Origin of the sequence: Paracoccus sp. (in: a-proteobacteria) (assembly GCF_030538495.1) — a bacterium.
GTDB lineage: Bacteria > Pseudomonadota > Alphaproteobacteria > Rhodobacterales > Rhodobacteraceae > Paracoccus.
The window spans coordinates 13,093-30,820 of sequence record NZ_JAUNTW010000003.1; the positions used below are offsets into that span (position 1 = coordinate 13,093).

The following is a 17,728-nucleotide window of genomic DNA, read 5'->3' on the forward strand; positions in this document are numbered from 1 at the left end:
CAGGGGAAACGGATGAAATTCTCGATCGAACGTGCGGTTCTGGTCAAGGCCGTGGCACAGGCGCAATCCGTGGTCGAACGCCGCAACACCATTCCGATTCTGGCCAACGTCCTGATCGAGGCCAAAGACGATGCCGTCAGCTTCCGCGCCACCGATCTGGACACCGAGGTTGTGGACCGCGCCATGGCGCAGATCGAACGCCCCGGCGCCACCACCGTCAACGCCGCGCTGCTGAACGAAATCGCGCGCAAACTGCCCGATGGCGCTCTGGTCCAGATCAGCGCCGATGACGCCACGGGGCGTTTGACGGTGCAGGCGGGGCGGTCGAATTTCAGCCTCGCGACCCTGCCGCGTCAGGATTTCCCGGTGATGGCAACCAGCGAATACAGCGCCAATTTCACCGCCAAGGCGGGCGTGCTGCGCCGGTTGTTCGATAAGGCGAAATTCGCCATCTCGACCGAGGAAACGCGGTATTATCTGAACGGCGTTTACATGCATGTCGCCCAGACCGAAGACGGTCCCGGCCTGCGCTGCGTGGCGACCGATGGTCACCGTCTGGCGCGGATTGATGCGCCCCTGCCGAACGGCGCGGCGGATATGCCGGGCGTAATCGTGCCGCGCAAAACGGTGGCTGAATTGCGCAAGCTGCTGGATGACGAAGACGCCGACATCGCCGTGTCGGTCAGCGAAACCAAGGTGCGCTTTGCCACCCCCACCATCACCCTGTCGTCCAAGGTGATCGACGGCACCTTCCCCGATTATGGCCGCGTGATCCCCACCGGCAACACCCGCCAGTTAGAGGTTGACGCCGCCGATTTCGCCCGCGCCGTGGACCGCGTGGCCACCGTGTCGTCCGAACGGTCGCGCGCGGTGAAACTGTCGCTGGATGCCGACCGTCTGGTGCTGTCGGTGAACGCCCCCGATGCCGGGGCGGCGGACGAAGAACTGATCGTCGCCTATGCCGATGAACCGCTGGAAATTGGCTTTAACGCCAAATACTTGCAAGAAATCGCCGCGCAGGTGGATCGTGACAATGCGGTGTTTCTGTTCAACGGCTCGGGCGATGCCGCGCTGATCCGCGAAGGCAGCGATCAGACGGCGGTCTATGTCGTCATGCCGATGCGCGTGTGACGCTGCACCGGCTGACGCTGGCGCAATTCCGGTCTTGGCCGCGTCTGGAACTGGACCTGGACGCGCGGCCGCTGGCGATCTATGGCCCGAACGGGTCGGGCAAAACCAACATTCTGGAAGCGGTGTCGATGCTGGCCCCCGGTCGTGGTCTGCGCGGCGTTCCCGCCCCCGATCAGGCGCGGCAGGGACCGGACGCGGGCTGGCGCATCCGCGCGGGTCTGGGCGATGACGATGTGGCGATCACCGCGCCGCCGGGCGGGTCGCGCAGCGTGGCCGTGAATGACAAGGCGGTGCCGCAAACCGCGCTTGCGCGGCTGGTGCGGGTGGTGTGGCTGGTCCCGGCCATGGACCGGCTGTGGTCGGACGCGCCCGAAGGCCGACGCCGCTTTCTGGATCGGATCACGCTGTCGCTGATGCCCGATCATGCCGATCATGCGCTGACCTATGACCGGGCGATGCGGGAACGCAACCGCCTGCTGCGCGATGAGGTGCGCGATCCGGGCTGGTATCGCGCCTTGGAATCGCAGATGGCGGATGCGGGCGCGGCGCTGACGCGCAACCGTCAGGCGGCGCTGACTGCGATTATGACGGCCCAGACGGGGGGCGATTTTCCCGCCGCCACCCTGTCCCTGCTGCCCGGTGAAGGTCACGCCGATGACCCCGACCCCGCCAGCATCGCCGCGCGTCTGGCGGCGATGCGCCCGCGCGATCTGGCCGCCGGGCGCAGCCTGTCCGGCCCGCACCGCGCCGATCTGGGCGCGCAGTGGGGGCCGCAGAACATGCCCGCCGCCCTGTCATCGACCGGCGAACAAAAGGCGCTGCTGTTGTCGTTGATCTTGGCCAATGCCCGCGCGCTGTCGGATCAGCCGGTGCTGTTGCTGCTGGATGAGGTCGCGGCCCATCTGGACGCCGACCGCCGCGCCGCGCTGTATCACCAGATCACCACCCTTCCCGCGCGCAGTCTGCTGACCGGGACCGGCGCGGAATTATTCGCCGATTTCCCCGCCGCCCGGATGCTGTCCGTGGCCAAGGCGGGTGGCGCGTCACAGATCGCCGCATATCCGTAAAAAACCAAGGCTTTTGCGTGACTTTGCCCCGCCGTGACGCTATATCGGTGCGATAATGACAGGACGAACCCACCCATGACCGACAGCACCCCCCAAAATACCGAATACGGCGCCGATTCCATCAAGGTTCTGAAAGGGTTAGAGGCGGTGCGAAAACGCCCCGGCATGTATATCGGTGACACCGATGACGGGTCGGGCCTGCATCACATGGTCTATGAGGTGGTCGATAACGGCATTGATGAGGCTTTGGCCGGTCACGCCGATTATGTCATGGTGAAAATCCACGCCGACAGCAGCGTCAGCGTGCGCGACAATGGCCGCGGCATCCCCGTGGACATGCACCCCACCGAAGGCGTATCCGCCGCCGAAGTCATCATGACCCAACTGCACGCCGGCGGCAAATTCGACAGCAATTCCTATAAGGTGTCAGGCGGCCTGCACGGGGTGGGCGTGTCGGTGGTGAACGCGCTGTCGGATTGGCTGGAACTGCGCGTGTGGCGCAATGGCCGCGAACATTACGCCCGGTTTGAAAACGGCGAAACGGTCGAACATCTGCGCGTTGTGGCTGACGCCCCCGGCGAAAGCGGGACCGAGGTTCGGTTTATGGCATCCGCCAAAACGACGCGCGACAACGGCACCTTCAGCAATCTGGACTACAGCTTTAAAACGCTGGAAAACCGGTTGCGGGAACTGGCTTTTCTGAACAGCGGCGTGCGGATTATTCTGGAAGATGAACGCCATGCCGAAGTGCAGCGCACCGAATTGTTCTATGACGGCGGCGTGCGCGAATTTGTCAAATTTCTGGACCGCAGCAAAACCCCGGTGATGGAAAGCCCGATCTTTATTTCCGGCGAACGCGGCGGAATCGGGGTCGAGGTCGCGATGTGGTGGAATGACAGCTATCACGAAACCGTGTTGCCCTTTACCAACAACATCCCGCAACGCGACGGCGGCACGCATTTGGCGGGCTTTCGCGGGGCGCTGACGCGGGTCATCAACAACTATGCCCAGTCCAGCGGCATCGCGAAAAAAGAAAAGGTCGATTTCACCGGCGACGACGCCCGCGAAGGTCTGACCTGCGTGTTGTCGGTCAAGGTGCCGGACCCGAAATTTTCCAGCCAGACCAAGGACAAACTGGTCAGTTCCGAAGTCCGCCCCGCCGTCGAAAATCTGGTGAACGAAAAGCTGACCGAATGGTTTGAAGAAAACCCGGCACAGGCCAAAACCATCGTCGGCAAAATCATCGAAGCCGCCTTGGCCCGCGAAGCCGCGCGCAAGGCCCGCGAATTGACGCGCCGCAAAACCGCCATGGATGTGGCATCCCTGCCCGGCAAACTGGCCGATTGTCAGGAAAAAGACCCCTCGCTGGCCGAAATGTTCATCGTCGAGGGGGACAGCGCCGGCGGATCGGCCAAACAGGGCCGCGACCGGAAAAATCAGGCCGTGCTGCCCTTGCGCGGGAAAATCCTGAACGTGGAACGCGCGCGGTTTGACCGGATGCTGTCCTCGGACCAGATCGGCACGCTGATCACCGCTTTGGGGACCGGCATTGGCCGGGATGAGTTTGACCTGAAAAAGCTGCGTTACCACAAAATCGTCATCATGACCGATGCTGACGTGGACGGCGCGCATATCCGCACGCTGCTGTTGACGTTTTTCTTCCGCCAGATGCCGCAACTGATCGAGGCGGGGCATCTCTATATCGCGCAGCCGCCGCTGTATAAGGTGGGGCGTGGCCGGTCCGAAGTCTATCTGAAAAACGAAGCCGCATTGGAAGATTACCTGATCCAACAAGGGGTTGAGGGCGCGACCCTGCGCCTTGCATCGGGCGAAGAGATCAGCGGCAATGATCTGGCCCGCGTCGTCGAAGAGGCGCGCGTGGCCCGCCGCATCCTGCGCGCCTATCCCACGCATTACCCGCCCCACATCACCGAACAGGCTGCGATTGCGGGCGCCTTGCTGCCCGGTCGCGTGGACGCCGACGCGCAGGGCGTGGCCGACGCCGTCGCCGCCCGCCTGAACCTGATCGCCGAGGAATACGAACGCGGCTGGACCGGCCGCCCGACACAGGATCACGGCATCCGTCTGTCGCGCACCCTGCGCGGCGTCGAAGAAGGCCGCACCCTGGACGGTCAGATGCTGCGCAGCGCCGAAAGCCGCCGTTTGGCCGATATGACGCAGGCCTTGCAGGATGTGTATGCCCGCCCGGCCATGCTGGTGCGCAAAGACCGCGATGTGCAGATCAACGGCCCGCTGGGCCTGTTGGGCGCGGTGCTTCTGGAAGGGGAAAAGGGCCTGTCGCTGCAACGATACAAGGGCTTGGGCGAAATGAACCCCGGTCAGCTGTGGGAAACCACGCTGGACCCCGCCGCCCGCACCATGCTGCAAGTCCGCATCGAGGACGTGACCGAGGCCGAGGATCTGTTCACCAAGCTGATGGGCGATGTCGTCGAACCCCGGCGCGAATTTATCCAACAAAACGCGCTGTCGGTGGAAAATCTGGACATCTGACGCTGGGGAATGGGGCCGACACGGCCCCATTCTGTGTTGTGCCTGACGGGATGCCGCCTGTGCGACGGCGCGGTCGGCAAACGTCAATGGCGGCCTCCAAAACCTCGCGGACGATTCGTTAACTAAACAGGCGCGGGAACGTGCGAACGATACGCCGGCAGGTGGGTCCGCTGCGGCCCGCCCCGGCAGCAGCCCCCCAAACAAGGGCGGTCATCCGTCAACCAAACTGCCCTGCGACGTGGTTATGTCATCCGGCAAAGCGCAGGCGGGACATGGGGGCGCATCGGCCCCACTCTGCCTTATGCCAGACGCGACGACGCAGCATCCAAGAAACCCGACGGATGAGATGGGCAAACCCGCCTTAAATACCCCCTTTTCGGCCGAAAATCTGGACATTTAAGGCGCGAGTTAGGGAAATCTTTATCCTTTGCCCCTAAGACAGCGGGGCCGGGGGATGTTCCCGGCGCCGTTTCAGGGGCCGCGCGTGATCCGATACCTTGCCATTGTGATGATCTGCGCCGCATGGGTGATGCCGTGGCTGGTGCGGTTCATCAAACTGATCCGGCTTAGGCGCAATTTTGCCCGGAAAACCGCGCTGCCAATCGACGAACTGGACCTTGCACGCCGCGAAACAGGGCCAATATTGCCCGATTTTACGTTGCCCAAGCCTGAACCTGGCAACATTCAGGCACTGGCCGATGATCCATTCGCCAACCGGGCGCGCGACGTCGTCGAGCATCGGCACGGGATTATTCCCCCGGTCGGTGGAGCATCTGGGTGTTTGGCACAGAGGGATGCGGCTCTATTTCGCCTAATGCCGGACGGGACGCAGCAGCATCGACGCCGTGGGCGACGGATCGCTAACCATACCGACAGGCGACATGCTGGAATATTAGCGCAAGGTTATCCCCGGTCAGCCGAAAATCTCGGCCTTCCCGGCGGTGACATGGGGCCGATGCGGCCCCATTCGGCATTACGCCAACCGCCGCGCCGCCGCGTCCAGACGGTCAACGGCCTGCGCGATTTCCTCAGCCGTGATGTTCAGCGGCGGCAGCAGGCGCAGCGTGCTATCCGCCGCCGGAACCGTCAGCAGATGTTCGGCATAGGCGGCCTGCACCAATTCACCCGGCGCGATTTTGCATTTCAGGCCCAGCATCAGCCCGACCCCGCGCACCGATTCGAACAGGTCGGGATGAGCGGCGACCAGACCTTCCAGCCGCTGGCGGAACAGGGCGGCTTTGCGGTTCACCTCGGCCAGAAAACCGGGGTCGGTGACGATCTGCATCACCCGCGCGCCGACCGCGCAGGCCAGCGGGTTGCCGCCATAGGTGGACCCATGCGTTCCTGCGACCATCCCCGACGCCGCGTTTTCCGTCGCCAGCACCGCGCCCAAGGGAAAGCCGCCGCCGATGCCCTTGGCCACCATCATAATGTCGGGGGTGATGCCCGCATATTCATGCGCGAACAGGCGGCCCGTGCGGGCGATGCCGCATTGCACTTCGTCCAGAACCATCAGCGCGCCGGTGTCGTCACAGGCCGCGCGCACCCCGCGCAGGCAGACATCGGGCAGCGCGCGGATGCCGCCTTCGCCCTGCACGGGCTCCAACATGACGGCGGCGGTTTTGTCGGTGATCGCGGCGCGCAGGGCGTCGTGATCGCCCCACGGGATTTGGCGGAAACCGGGCATCAGCGGGCCAAAGCCCTTAACCATCTTTTCCGACCCGGCGGCGGCGATTGCGCCGGTGGAACGGCCGTGAAACGCGCCTTCGATCGTGATGATTTCGGTGCGGTCCGGCTGGCCCTGATCATGCCAGTATTTGCGCACCATTTTGATGGCCAGTTCCGCCGCCTCGGTCCCGGAATTGGTGAAAAACACCGTATCGGCAAAGCTGTGTTCGACCAGCAGATCGGCCAGCTTTTCCTGTTCGGGGATCTGATACAGGTTCGACACATGCCAGATCTTGCCCGCCTGCTGCGTCAGCGCCGCGACCAGATCGGGGTTGGCGTGGCCCAGCACATTCACCGCGATTCCCGCGCCCAGATCCAGATATCGGGTGCCATCCGTGGCAATCGCCCAAGCCCCCTGCCCCCGGTCAAAGGCAATCGGCGCGCGGTTATAGGTCGGCAGAACATGCGGGATCATTGGAACCTCGTGCAATATGATGAGACCAGTCAAAGCAAAAATGCGCGCCCAAGCCAAGCCCCGTCGATGCGCGGAAAGGTCTTGACCGCCGCGCGCCCGGCGCGCAGGAGTGGGACATGACCACGCCCCCATCTGACCGGCGCGTGACCGTGGCGCTGATGGTCGCGGCAACGGCGCTGTTTGCATCCACCAGCCTTCTGGCCAAAGCGGTGGGCAGCGGCGCATTGGGTCCGGCGCTGCATCCGCTGATGGTCAGCGCGGGGCGGTTTGTGTTTGCCTTTATCGCCGTGGCGACGGTTGTTGCCGCGATCCGCCCGCGTCTGACGCGGCCCGATTGGCGCACGCACATCACGCGCACGATCTGCGGCTGGGTGGGCATTTCGCTGATGTTTGCCGCCGTGGCGCAGATGCCGCTGCCTGATGCGACGGCGATTTCGTTTCTCAGCCCCGTGTTCACCATGCTGCTGGCCATTCCGCTGTTGGGGGAACGGGTCGGTCCGGTCCGCTGGTCAGCGGCGGGGATTGCGCTGTTGGGCGCGGTGATTTTGCTGCGTCCGGCGGGGGATATTCAGATGGCCGCGTTTTTTGCCTTGGGCGCGGCGGTCGCCATGGGGACGGAATCCATCTTTATCAAACGCTTGGCCGTGCGCGAACAGCCCTTGCAGGTGCTGTTTATCAATAACGGGATCGGCGCGGTGATTGCATCTGTCGCGGTGATGGCGGTGCTGTCCCGCGCGACGCCCGCGCAATGGGGCGCGCTGATGGCGATTGGCGGGCTGATCGCCTGCGGGCAGGCGCTGAACCTGTTGGCGATGCGGCGCGATGACGCCAGCTTCGTGGTGCCGTTTTTCTATCTGACGCTGATCTGGGCGGCGCTGTTCGATCTGTGGTGGTTCGAGGTTCTGCCCGACGGCATCAGCCTGATCGGCGCGGCGGTGATTATCGCGGGCGCGCTGCTCTTGGTGCTGCGCGACCGGCGGCGGGGCGGCGCGGGGGTCATGCCCTCGACCCAGCGGGGGGATCAGGGTTTCAGGCGGTAACCCGACCGCAGCCACCGCCACGCCAACAGCAAAACCGCGGCCACGACCAAGACCGACACGATCAGCCCGCGTTCGGGGGGGCTGTCGCTGACGCCGGTCACGCCATAACGCGCGCCGTCGATCAGATAGAAGATCGGGTTCCAATGCGACAGCGTGTTGAACGGCTCCGGCAGGGCCTGCACCGAATAAAAGGTGCCGGACAGGAACGACAGCGGCGTGACGATGAAATTGGTGATCGCCGCCATCTGGTCGAATTTCTGCGCCATGATCCCGGCCAAAATCCCCAAAGCCCCCATCATAAGCGCCGCCAACAGAATGAATGTCAGCGCCCAGACCGGATGCGCAATCCCGCGCCCGGTCACGATCACCATGCCCACGCCGATCACGACCGCGACCAGCCCGGCACGCGCGACCGCGCCGGTCAGATAGCCGGCCAACAGCTCACCCGCCGACAAAGGCGGCATCAGCGTGTCCACGATATTGCCCTGCACCTTGGCGGCCACGATGCTGGATGATGTGTTCGCGAATGCGTTCTGAATGACCGTCATCATCAGGATCCCCGGCCCCAGAAACACCAGATAAGGCAGGCCCATCACCTGCCCCCGCCCCTGCCCCAAAGCCAGGGCAAAGATCAGCACAAACAGCCCCGCCGTCATCAGCGGCGCAAAGATTGTTTGCTGCCACACGGCCATAAAGCGCATCACCTCGCGCCCCGCCAGCGTTTGCAGGCCCAGCCAGTTGACGCGGCCAAATCGGCGAACGCCCGGTTGCGGCGAGGTGGTCAAATTCGGCTGACGCATAGCTGGCGGTCCTTGAATTATGATGCGGCGACGGGTAAATCCGGGTATCCCGTATGTGACGGGTGAAATCACAGGTTTCAAGATGGACGGCAGGGCGACCTGCCCGGAAAGGCTGCCATGTCGTGGACGGATGAACGGGTCGAGACGCTGAAACGCATGTGGGCCGAAGGACAATCGGCCAGTGCCATTGCCAAGGAATTGGGCGGCGTGACGCGCAATGCCGTGATCGGCAAGGTGCATCGTCTGGGCCTGTCGAACCGCAACGACGACGCGGCGCCTGCGCCTGCGGCACCCGAACCCGCGCCCGCACCGGCCCCCGCGCCGGAAAAAAAGGCGGAAAAAAAACCCGCGCCCCAGCCTGTGCCAGAACCGGAGCCCCAACCCCAGCCGGAACCGCAGGCGGACCCCGAACCCGAAGAGGAACCCGCGCCCCAGCCGGTCTTTACCCCCGCGCTGCGCCGCCCGATTGTTCCGGCGGGCCAGCCCTTGCCGCCGCAGCCATCCGCCAACGAAATCAGCCCCGAAACGCTGGCGACCGCGCGCGAAGTTGAAAAACGGTCCCGCAAGCTGTCGCTGATGGAGCTGACGGAACGCACCTGCAAATGGCCCATCGGCGACCCCGCTACCGATAAATTCTGGTTCTGCGGTCTGCCCAGCCAGCCCGGCAAACCTTATTGCGAAACGCATGTCAGCGTGGCGTTCCAACCCATGAGCAGCCGCCGCGACCGTCGCCGGTGAGGCATGTTCTGCCGCGCCTGCGCTGACTTGCTCAGGCGCGGGCTGAGCGGCAAACGTGCCAGCGTCACGCGCAAACCTCGGCCAGCCCTTATATGCGGAGCATCTCTGCGTGGGTATCACGACGCGAAATATCCAACGTCACCACGCCGCACCCCCTGCCGGAATCCAAGCACCGCGCGATAAGCGTCGCCCGCCGCGGGGCCAAAGCGTGATCTGATGACACGGCGATATTCAGGTGTCACGAACGATCACGCCGCGAATGTCGGCCCCCGCCACCACACGGACGAATCAGATAAAGGGCGCAGCGCGGCAGAGGGGCGGGAACGCCTCATATGCGCATAGTTTTATCGCATCATGTGGACCCCGAAATGCCCCGCCCCCTTCTGGACCATCCGAAACACCCCTTGACTTAGAGCGCGCTCGAACCCCCATCATACCGGGCGTCTGATACGAAAGGGACGCCATGAAGATCGCCGAACTGGCCCGACGCAGCGGCCTGACGCCTTACACGATCCGGTATTACGAACGCATCGGCTTAATGCCGATTGCGAACCGAGACGGGGCGGGGCATCGGGATTACGGCCCCGACGCGCTGCGATGGGTGACGTTCATCGGTCACATGAAATCTGCGGGAATGTCGATCTCGGACATGCTGCGCTATGCCGCGCTGCGCGTTCGGGGCGAAACGACCGGCCCCGAACGCGCCGCCATGTTGCGACAGAGACGCGACACCGTGGCCGCGCGCATCGCGGAATTGCAGGGGGTTCTGGACGTTTTGGACAGCAAAATCGCTGGCTATGACACAGAAGGAACGCCCCATGACCACCGACACCGAAACCCGGATGCAGCGCGGCGCGCGGCTGCTGAACACCATTGACGGCAGCGCCGGGCAAAACGTCATCGACGCGCTGTCGGACATCGCGCCCGATATGGCGCGCTATATCCACGAATTCACGTTCGGCGATATTTACGCTCGCCCCGGCCTGTCCCTGCGCGACCGCCAAATCGCCACCATTGCCGCGCTGACCGCCATGGGAACCGCCACGCCGCAACTGCGCGTGCATATTCAGGCGGGGCTGAATGTCGGCCTGACCCGCGATGAAATCACCGAGGTGATGATCCAGATGGCCGTCTATGCCGGTTTCCGGCGGCGCTGAACGGGCTGTTTACCGCAAAGCAGGTGTTTGACGGCAACGGGTGACACTTTTCTTTGCGCGTCATCGGGCGTAAGGAAACGCCAACACCAAAAGGACGCGACATGGCCCGGCATCTGATTACCTCGGCGATCCCCTATATCAATGGCATCAAACATTTGGGCAATCTGGTGGGCAGCCAACTGCCCGCCGATCTGTATGCCCGTTACCTGCGCGCGCGCGGCGATGAAGTGATGTTTATCTGCGCCACCGACGAACACGGCACTCCGGCTGAATTGGCGGCGGCCAAGACGGGCGAGGCTGTGGCCGATTACTGCGCCCGGATGCACGCCACGCAGGCGGAGCTGGCGCAGGGGTTTGGGCTGTCCTTTGACCATTACGGGCGGTCGTCAAGCCCGCAAAACCACCGTCTGACCCAGCATTTCGCGGGCCGTCTGGCGGATGCCGGCCTGATCCGAGAGGTCGCGGAACAACAGGTGTATTCCCACGCCGACAACCGTTTCCTGCCCGACCGCTATATCGAAGGCACCTGCCCCAATTGCGGTTACGACAAAGCGCGCGGCGATCAATGCGAAAACTGCACGAAACAGTTGGACCCCACCGATCTGATCAACCCCCGCAGCGCGATCAGCGGCAGCACCGATCTTGAGGTGCGCGACACCAAACATCTGTATCTGCGTCAATCCGCCCTGCGCGACCAACTGGCCGAATGGATCGACAGCAAAACCGACTGGCCGATTCTGACGACATCCATTGCAAAGAAATGGCTGAATGACGGCGACGGCTTGCAGGATCGCGGCATCACCCGCGATCTGGATTGGGGCATCCCGGTGAAACGCGGCGACCAGGACTGGCCGGGGATGGAGGGCAAGGTCTTTTACGTCTGGTTCGACGCCCCCATCGAATACATCGCCGGAACCGCCGAATGGGCCGACGCGAATGGCGGCGATTGGGAACGCTGGTGGCGCACGGATAAGGGCGCGGATGACGTGACCTATACGCAGTTCATGGGCAAAGATAACGTGCCGTTCCACACGCTGTCCTTTCCGGCCACGATCATCGGGTCGGGCGAGCCGTGGAAGCTGGTCGATTACATCAAATCGTTCAATTACCTGACCTATGACGGCGGGCAATTCAGCACCTCGCAGGGGCGCGGCGTGTTCATGGATCACGCATTGGACATTCTGCCCGCCGATTACTGGCGGTGGTGGCTGCTGTCCCATGCCCCCGAATCGGGCGACAGCGAATTTACCTGGGACAATTTCCAGCAATCCGTGAACAAGGATCTGGCCGATGTGCTGGGGAACTTTGTCAGCCGGATCACGAAATTCTGCCGGTCGAAATTCGGCGAGGTGATCCCCGAAGGCGGCAGCTATGGCCCCGCGGAAACCGCGCTGATCGACGCGCTGACCGCCCGCATCCGCGCCTATGAAACCCATATGTCCGCGATCGAGGTGCGCAAAGCCGCATCCGAATTGCGCGCCATCTGGGTCTTGGGCAACGAATATCTGCAAAGCGCGGCGCCGTGGACGGTGTTCAAAACCGACCCGGAAACGGCGGCGATGCAGGTGCGGCTGGGGCTGAACCTGATCCGGGTTTATGCGGTGCTGTCGGCCCCGTTCATCCCCTTCACATCGCGCGCGATGCTGGATGCGATGCAGACCACGGATGACGCATGGCCGGGTGACGTGTCGCAGGCGCTGACCGCCCTGCCCGCAGGCCACGCCTTTACCGTGCCGGATGTGCTGTTTGCGAAAATCACCGACGAACAGCGCGATGACTGGGCGGAACGGTTCAAGGGTGTGCGGACCTGACGCCCTACGCCCTGACGCAAAACGACCCGCGCGGCACTGGACCTTTGCCGCGTGATGGGGCCTTATGGGCGCATCACAACCCAGAGGAACGACATGACCCACTGCATCCTGATCGGCGCCCCCGTGGACGAAGGCCAACGTCGCCCCGGCTGTCTGATGGGACCAGCGGCCTATCGCACGGCGGGGCTGGCGGGAACGCTGGCGGCATTGGGCCATTCGGTCGATGATCGCGGCGATGTCACGCCCGACGCGCCCGGCCAGGAAACCTGCGCCAATCCGGCGGTGCATCACCTGCCCGAAACGATCCAATGGACCCGCGCCCTGCACGCGGCGACCGAATCAGCCCTGCCGGACGGAATGCCCATCATCATGGGCGGCGATCATTCCATGGCCATGGGAACGCTGTCGGGCGTTGCTGCCCATGCCGCGCGCATCGGCCGGCCGCAATTCGTGATCTGGCTGGACGCGCACAGCGATTTCCACACGGTCGAAACGACCACATCGGGCAATCTGCACGGCACGCCGATGGCCTATGCCAATGGCCGCGCGGGCTTTGACCCGTTCCCGCCCTTCCCCGCGCCGATCCCCGGCGAAAACATCTGCATGTTCGGGATTCGCAGCGTGGACCCGGCGGAACATGCCGCAATGCAAGAAACCGACATTACCGTCAACGACATGCGCGTGCTGGACGAACAGGGCATCGTCGCCCCCCTGCGCGATTTCCTTGACCGGGTGCGCGCGGCGAACGGAATGCTGCATGTGTCGCTGGATGTGGACTTTCTCGACCCCTCAATCGCCCCCGCCGTTGGCACCACGGTTCCCGGCGGCGCGACGTTCCGCGAAGCGCATCTGGTCATGGAATTGCTGCACGAATCAGAATTGGTCACCAGCCTTGATCTGGTGGAACTGAACCCGTTTCTGGACGAACGCGGCCGCACGGCGAAACTGATGGTCGATCTGGTCGGCAGCCTGATGGGCCGCAAAGTGTTTGACCGCCCGACCCGCAGCTTTAACTGATCGCACGATCTTCTGTGCCTAAATATCCTCTGGGGGTCCGGGGTGCGAAGCGCCCCCGGCCTCACCCCCCGCGCAACGTCATTTTCTTGTCGCATCCCCGGAAACAATGTGGCAGAACACGCGGCAATGCGGACGTGGCGAAATCGGTAGACGCAGCAGACTTAGATTGTTGAGTGCTTGCCGGGAAACCGGCGATGCAGAACCGCTCAAATTCGGGGAAAGCTCTGGGGGAACCCGTGCCAATCCCGAGCCAAGCCCGGAAACGGGAAGGTGTAGAGACTAGACGGGCGGCGCCTAAGGCCAAGGCTAGGGCGAAGGGATAGTCCAGACCACGAACGCCATCCGGCGGCGGCGAAAGCCGAAGTGGTATGAAAATCTGTTTTCCGTATGGAAGTGCGGGTTCAAGTCCCGCCGTCCGCACCAAAAAAACCCGGCACCGTTCACACGGGCCGGGGATTTTTTCATTCTCGCCATGCTTCGTCACGCCGCGATTATTCGTCGTCGTGACCGTGATGGTCGTGATGGTCGCGCGGGGGGCGCCCGATAATGTCACGCAGCGCGTCCAGTTCGATGAAGTTATCGGCCTGACGGCGCAGATCGTCCGAAATCATCGGCGGCTGGCTGCGGATGGTGGACACCACCGACACGCGCACGCCCTGGCGCTGCAACGCCTCGATCAGAGGGCGGAAATCGCCGTCGCCGGAAAACAACACGACATGATCCAGACGCGGCGCCAATTCCATGGCCGTGACGGCCAGTTCGATGTCCATATTGCCTTTGACCTTACGCCGGCCCATGGCATCGGTGTATTCGCGCGCGGCCTTGGTCACCACGCAATAACCGTTATAATGCAGCCAGTCGACCAGCGGACGGATGGGGGAATAGTCTTCGCCCTCGATCAGTGCGGTATAATAATAGGCGCGCATCAGCTTGCCCCGACGGTCAAATTCCTGCCGCAACAGCTTGTAATCAATATCAAAGCCTAACGCTCGTGCCGCTGCATGTAGATTGGCCCCATCAATAAAGATGGCAAGCCGATCGTCTTTATAGAACATCATTATTGCCTTTGCAGAAAGGATCATCCAACCAGAGACAGCAGCCACACCGGCACGCCGCAATCTGGCTTTTTTTGTATCTTAGGGATCGCACCATGCGTAACCTGTCTTTTGGTCTTGTTGCGCTGGGGTGCAACCTTGCATCTGGCGCGACCAGCTTGTCCGCAACCCTGCGCCAAGCATTGCACGTCATGCAAGACCCGAATGACGTGACGATCACCGCAATCAGCCGGTTTTGGCGGACACCCGCCTATCCTGCGGGGGCCGGGCCTGATTTTGTGAATGCCGCCATAGCTCTGAAAACACAGCTTTCCGCCGACGATTTTTTAGCACGGCTGCATGGGATCGAATCCGATGCGGGCCGCGATCGCAGCGCGGGCCGGTGGGCGTCAAGGGTTCTGGATCTGGATTTGATTGCCTTTGATGATGTGGTCTTGCCAGACGCGGCGACACAGCGCGATTGGGTCAACCTGCCCGCCGCCCAGCAGGCGCAGATCGCGCCCGACCGCCTGATCCTGCCCCATCCGCGGATGCAGGATCGCGGCTTTGTTCTGGCGCCTCTGGCCGATATTGCGCCCGATTGGCGTCATCCGGTCACCGGGCGCAGCGTGGCGCAGATGCTGGCCGATCTGCCGCCGGGTTCGCTGGACGGGATAGAGCCGCTGCGGGATTGTTCTTGACAAATCGGGCGGATGCGTTCAATGATTTGCCTTCGCCCGAATACCGATTCGCAATAACACAGGTGATTCATGGCCCGCGTCACGGTCGAAGACTGCGTAGATAAGGTTCCGAACCGTTTTGATCTGGTGATGCTTGCATCCCACCGTGCCCGCGAAATTGCGTCGGGCAGCCCGCTGACCGTTGATCGTGACAACGATAAAAACGCCGTCGTTGCCCTGCGCGAAATCGCTGAGGAAACGCAGGCCGTTGACGATCTGCGCGAACGGATGATCGAAAACAACCAAACCCAGATTGAGGTGGACGAACCCGAAGATGACGCAATGGCGTTGCTGTTGGGTGCCGAAATCGACCGTCCGAAACCGGCCGACGAAGAATCCGAAGAACGGATGCTGCGCATGATGCTGGAAGCTGGCCAGCGGTAAGTTACAGATAAACAAGGGGTCTTCGGCATAACATGATTGACGTCGAAGACCTGATCGCGCTGGTCAAGAACTATAACCCGCACTGCAATGCGGGGCTGATCCGCGCCGCCTATGATTACGGGATGCAGGCCCATGCGGGGCAAACCCGCCATTCGGGCGAACCCTATTTCACCCATCCGATTGCCGTTGCCGCGATTCTGACCGAAATGCAGCTGGATGATGCCACGATCATCACCGCCCTGCTGCATGACACGGTCGAAGATACGGGATCGACCAAATCCGAAATCGCGGACCTGTTCGGCGCGGAAATCGCGGATTTGGTGGATGGCGTCACGAAATTAACCAATCTGGAACTGTCCAGCACCCAGTCGAAACAGGCCGAGAACTTTCGCAAATTGTTCATGGCCATGTCGCGCGATTTGCGGGTGATTTTGGTCAAACTGGCCGACCGGCTGCACAATATGCGCACGATCCGGTCCATGCGCCCGGAAAAGCAGGTCAAAAAGGCCCGCGAAACCATGGATATCTATGCCCCCCTTGCCGGTCGCATGGGGATGCAGTGGATGCGTGAGGAACTTGAGGATCTGGCCTTTAAGGTCATGAACCACGAAGCGCGCAATTCGATCATCCGCCGGTTTGTGAACTTGCAGCGGGATGGTGGTGATATTATTGGCAAAATCACCGCCGACATCCGCATCGAATTGGAAAAAGCCGGGATCGAGGCCGATGTATTTGGCCGCGCCAAGAAACCTTTTTCCGTTTGGCGGAAAATGCAGGAAAAGCAACTGGCCTTTTCCCGCCTGTCCGACATTTACGGGTTCCGCATCATCACCCGGTCGGAATCGGATTGTTACCGCGCTTTGGGTGTCATCCATCAACGCTGGCGCGCCGTGCCGGGGCGGTTCAAAGATTACATTAGCCAGCCAAAATCAAACGGTTACCGGTCGATCCACACCACCGTTTCGGGCCGCGACGGCAAACGGGTTGAGGTGCAAATCCGCACCCGCCAGATGCACGAAGTGAACGAAGCCGGCGTCGCCGCGCATTGGGCTTACCGCGAAGGGGTGCTGGCGAAAAACCCCTTTGCGATTGACCCGGCGGAATGGATCGCGTCCCTGACCGACCGGCTGGACGGCGAAGATCACAATGATTTTCTGGAACATGTCAAACTTGAGATGTATCAGGATCAGGTGTTCTGCTTCACCCCCAAGGGTGAGGTGATCGCCCTGCCCAAAGGCGGCACGCCGTTGGATTTCGCCTTTGCCATTCATACGCGGCTGGGCAATTCATGCGTCGGCGCCAAGGTGGACGGCATCCGCGTGCCGTTATGGACGCGGCTGAAAAACGGGCAATCCGTTGAAATCATTGCAGCATCGGGGCAGAAACCGCAATCGACCTGGCTGGATATCGTCGTCACCGGTCGCGCCAAATCCGCCATCCGTCGCAGCCTGCGCGAGGCCGACCGCGACGGCTTTATCCGTCTGGGCCGCGAATTGGTGCGCGTCAGTTTCGAACATCTGGGCCATAAGGTCAGCGATGCCGCCCTGCGCACCGCCGCGCGGCAAATGGGCATGGCGGATGCTGACGATCTGCTGGCCCGCATCGGCAGCGCGGAAAACTCTGCGAAAGAGGTGCTGGAACTGCTCTATCCCGAGGCGGGTGACCATCACGACGAAATCGACATGCGCCGCCCCTTTGCCGGGCTTGAGGCGGATGCCAATTTCAAACGCGCGCCGTGTTGTAACCCTCTGCCGGGAGAACGGATATTGGGCATCACCTATCGCGGCAGCGGGGTGGTGATCCACGCCATCGACTGCCCGGTTCTGGCCGAATACGAAGACAATCTGGATCGCTGGGTGGACCTCCGCTGGCGCGAGGGGCGCCACCCGCCCGCCTATAACACCGTGTTAAATATGACGATCCGGCACGATCCGGGGGTGTTGGGGCGTATATGCGGCTTGATCGGGGCGCAGGGGGCGAATATCTCGAATCTCGAGTTTATTGACCGCAAGCCCGACTTTTACCGAATCGAGGTCGAAGTCGAATTGCGCGATTACGAACATTTGCATAAGCTGTTGACCGCGTTAGAGGCTGACGGCGATGTCGCCCAAGTGGCGCGGGTCCGCGACCCGGCGCTGAAACCTTAACCGGCGGG

The 17,728-nt window shown here is 62.5% G+C and carries 15 protein-coding genes and 1 tRNA gene; 13 read left to right on the plus strand and 3 right to left on the minus strand.

The annotated features are described in order from the left end of the window. Positions 1–12 precede the first annotated feature (12 nt). The 3 genes from dnaN (at position 13) to gyrB (ending at position 4,709) form a co-directional block, all read left to right on the plus strand. The gene (dnaN, locus tag Q4G20_RS03230; protein WP_303341921.1) at positions 13–1,131 is read left to right on the plus strand and encodes a DNA polymerase III subunit beta; all 1,119 of its coding nucleotides are present in this window, start codon (positions 13–15) and stop codon (positions 1,129–1,131) included. Next, the gene (recF, locus tag Q4G20_RS03235; protein ID WP_303341922.1) at positions 1,128–2,198 is read left to right on the plus strand and encodes a DNA replication/repair protein RecF; all 1,071 of its coding nucleotides are present in this window, start codon (positions 1,128–1,130) and stop codon (positions 2,196–2,198) included. Before dnaN ends, recF begins: the two co-directional genes overlap by 4 nt. A gap of 75 nt (positions 2,199–2,273) precedes the next feature. Next, the gene (gyrB, locus tag Q4G20_RS03240; RefSeq protein WP_303341923.1) at positions 2,274–4,709 is read left to right on the plus strand and encodes a DNA topoisomerase (ATP-hydrolyzing) subunit B; all 2,436 of its coding nucleotides are present in this window, start codon (positions 2,274–2,276) and stop codon (positions 4,707–4,709) included. Between the two features lie 973 nt (positions 4,710–5,682). On the opposite strand, the gene Q4G20_RS03245 is transcribed toward gyrB, so the two are convergent. Next, entirely contained in the window at positions 5,683–6,852 is a 1,170-nt protein-coding gene (locus Q4G20_RS03245) for an aspartate aminotransferase family protein (protein ID WP_303341924.1), read from the minus strand. Positions 6,853–6,968: 116 nt separating this feature from the next. On the opposite strand from Q4G20_RS03245, the gene Q4G20_RS03250 reads away from it, so the two are divergent. Continuing rightward, complete coding sequence (locus Q4G20_RS03250; RefSeq protein WP_303341925.1) at positions 6,969–7,892, plus strand: DMT family transporter; 924 nt, start codon at positions 6,969–6,971, stop codon at positions 7,890–7,892. Here the strand turns inward: Q4G20_RS03250 and Q4G20_RS03255 are convergent. Further along, positions 7,874–8,692: an ABC transporter permease gene (locus Q4G20_RS03255; RefSeq protein ID WP_303341926.1), complete on the minus strand. Its 819-nt coding sequence runs from the start codon at positions 8,690–8,692 to the stop codon at positions 7,874–7,876. The genes Q4G20_RS03250 and Q4G20_RS03255 overlap by 19 nt on opposite strands. A gap of 117 nt (positions 8,693–8,809) precedes the next feature. Here Q4G20_RS03255 and Q4G20_RS03260 point away from each other — a divergent pair, with 117 nt between their 5' ends. The 6 genes from Q4G20_RS03260 (at position 8,810) to Q4G20_RS03285 (ending at position 13,838) form a co-directional block, all read left to right on the plus strand. Continuing rightward, positions 8,810–9,430 carry a GcrA family cell cycle regulator gene (locus Q4G20_RS03260; RefSeq protein ID WP_303341927.1) on the plus strand — a complete coding sequence of 207 codons (621 nt, stop codon included), beginning with the start codon at positions 8,810–8,812 and terminating at the stop codon, positions 9,428–9,430. A 463-nt stretch (positions 9,431–9,893) separates the two neighbouring features. Beyond that, positions 9,894–10,307 carry a MerR family transcriptional regulator gene (locus Q4G20_RS03265; RefSeq protein WP_303341928.1) on the plus strand — a complete coding sequence of 138 codons (414 nt, stop codon included), beginning with the start codon at positions 9,894–9,896 and terminating at the stop codon, positions 10,305–10,307. Beyond that, positions 10,249–10,587: a carboxymuconolactone decarboxylase family protein gene (locus Q4G20_RS03270; protein WP_303341929.1), complete on the plus strand. Its 339-nt coding sequence runs from the start codon at positions 10,249–10,251 to the stop codon at positions 10,585–10,587. The genes Q4G20_RS03265 and Q4G20_RS03270 overlap by 59 nt, the downstream gene beginning before the upstream one ends. A 101-nt stretch (positions 10,588–10,688) precedes the next feature. Beyond that, positions 10,689–12,398, plus strand: coding sequence for a methionine--tRNA ligase (metG, locus tag Q4G20_RS03275; RefSeq protein ID WP_303341930.1), 1,710 nt, complete (start codon positions 10,689–10,691; stop codon positions 12,396–12,398). A 93-nt stretch (positions 12,399–12,491) separates the two neighbouring features. Then, positions 12,492–13,415, plus strand: a complete 924-nt coding sequence (gene rocF, locus Q4G20_RS03280; protein ID WP_303341931.1) for an arginase — start codon at positions 12,492–12,494, stop codon at positions 13,413–13,415. A gap of 351 nt (positions 13,416–13,766) precedes the next feature. Beyond that, positions 13,767–13,838 (plus strand) — tRNA-Leu (locus Q4G20_RS03285). Positions 13,839–13,906: 68 nt separating this feature from the next. On the opposite strand, the gene Q4G20_RS03290 is transcribed toward Q4G20_RS03285, so the two are convergent. Beyond that, positions 13,907–14,470 (minus strand): NYN domain-containing protein, encoded by a 564-nt coding sequence (locus Q4G20_RS03290; RefSeq protein ID WP_303342144.1) that lies wholly within the window; start codon positions 14,468–14,470, stop codon positions 13,907–13,909. Between the two features lie 95 nt (positions 14,471–14,565). Here Q4G20_RS03290 and folK point away from each other — a divergent pair, with 95 nt between their 5' ends. The 3 genes from folK (at position 14,566) to Q4G20_RS03305 (ending at position 17,720) form a co-directional block, all read left to right on the plus strand. Next, positions 14,566–15,150: a 2-amino-4-hydroxy-6-hydroxymethyldihydropteridine diphosphokinase gene (folK, locus tag Q4G20_RS03295; protein ID WP_303341932.1), complete on the plus strand. Its 585-nt coding sequence runs from the start codon at positions 14,566–14,568 to the stop codon at positions 15,148–15,150. Positions 15,151–15,219: 69 nt separating this feature from the next. Further along, positions 15,220–15,573, plus strand: a complete 354-nt coding sequence (rpoZ, locus tag Q4G20_RS03300) for a DNA-directed RNA polymerase subunit omega (RefSeq protein ID WP_303341933.1) — start codon at positions 15,220–15,222, stop codon at positions 15,571–15,573. A gap of 32 nt (positions 15,574–15,605) precedes the next feature. Further along, positions 15,606–17,720, plus strand: a complete 2,115-nt coding sequence (locus Q4G20_RS03305) for a bifunctional (p)ppGpp synthetase/guanosine-3',5'-bis(diphosphate) 3'-pyrophosphohydrolase (protein ID WP_303341934.1) — start codon at positions 15,606–15,608, stop codon at positions 17,718–17,720. The last annotated feature ends 8 nt before the right edge of the window (positions 17,721–17,728 follow it).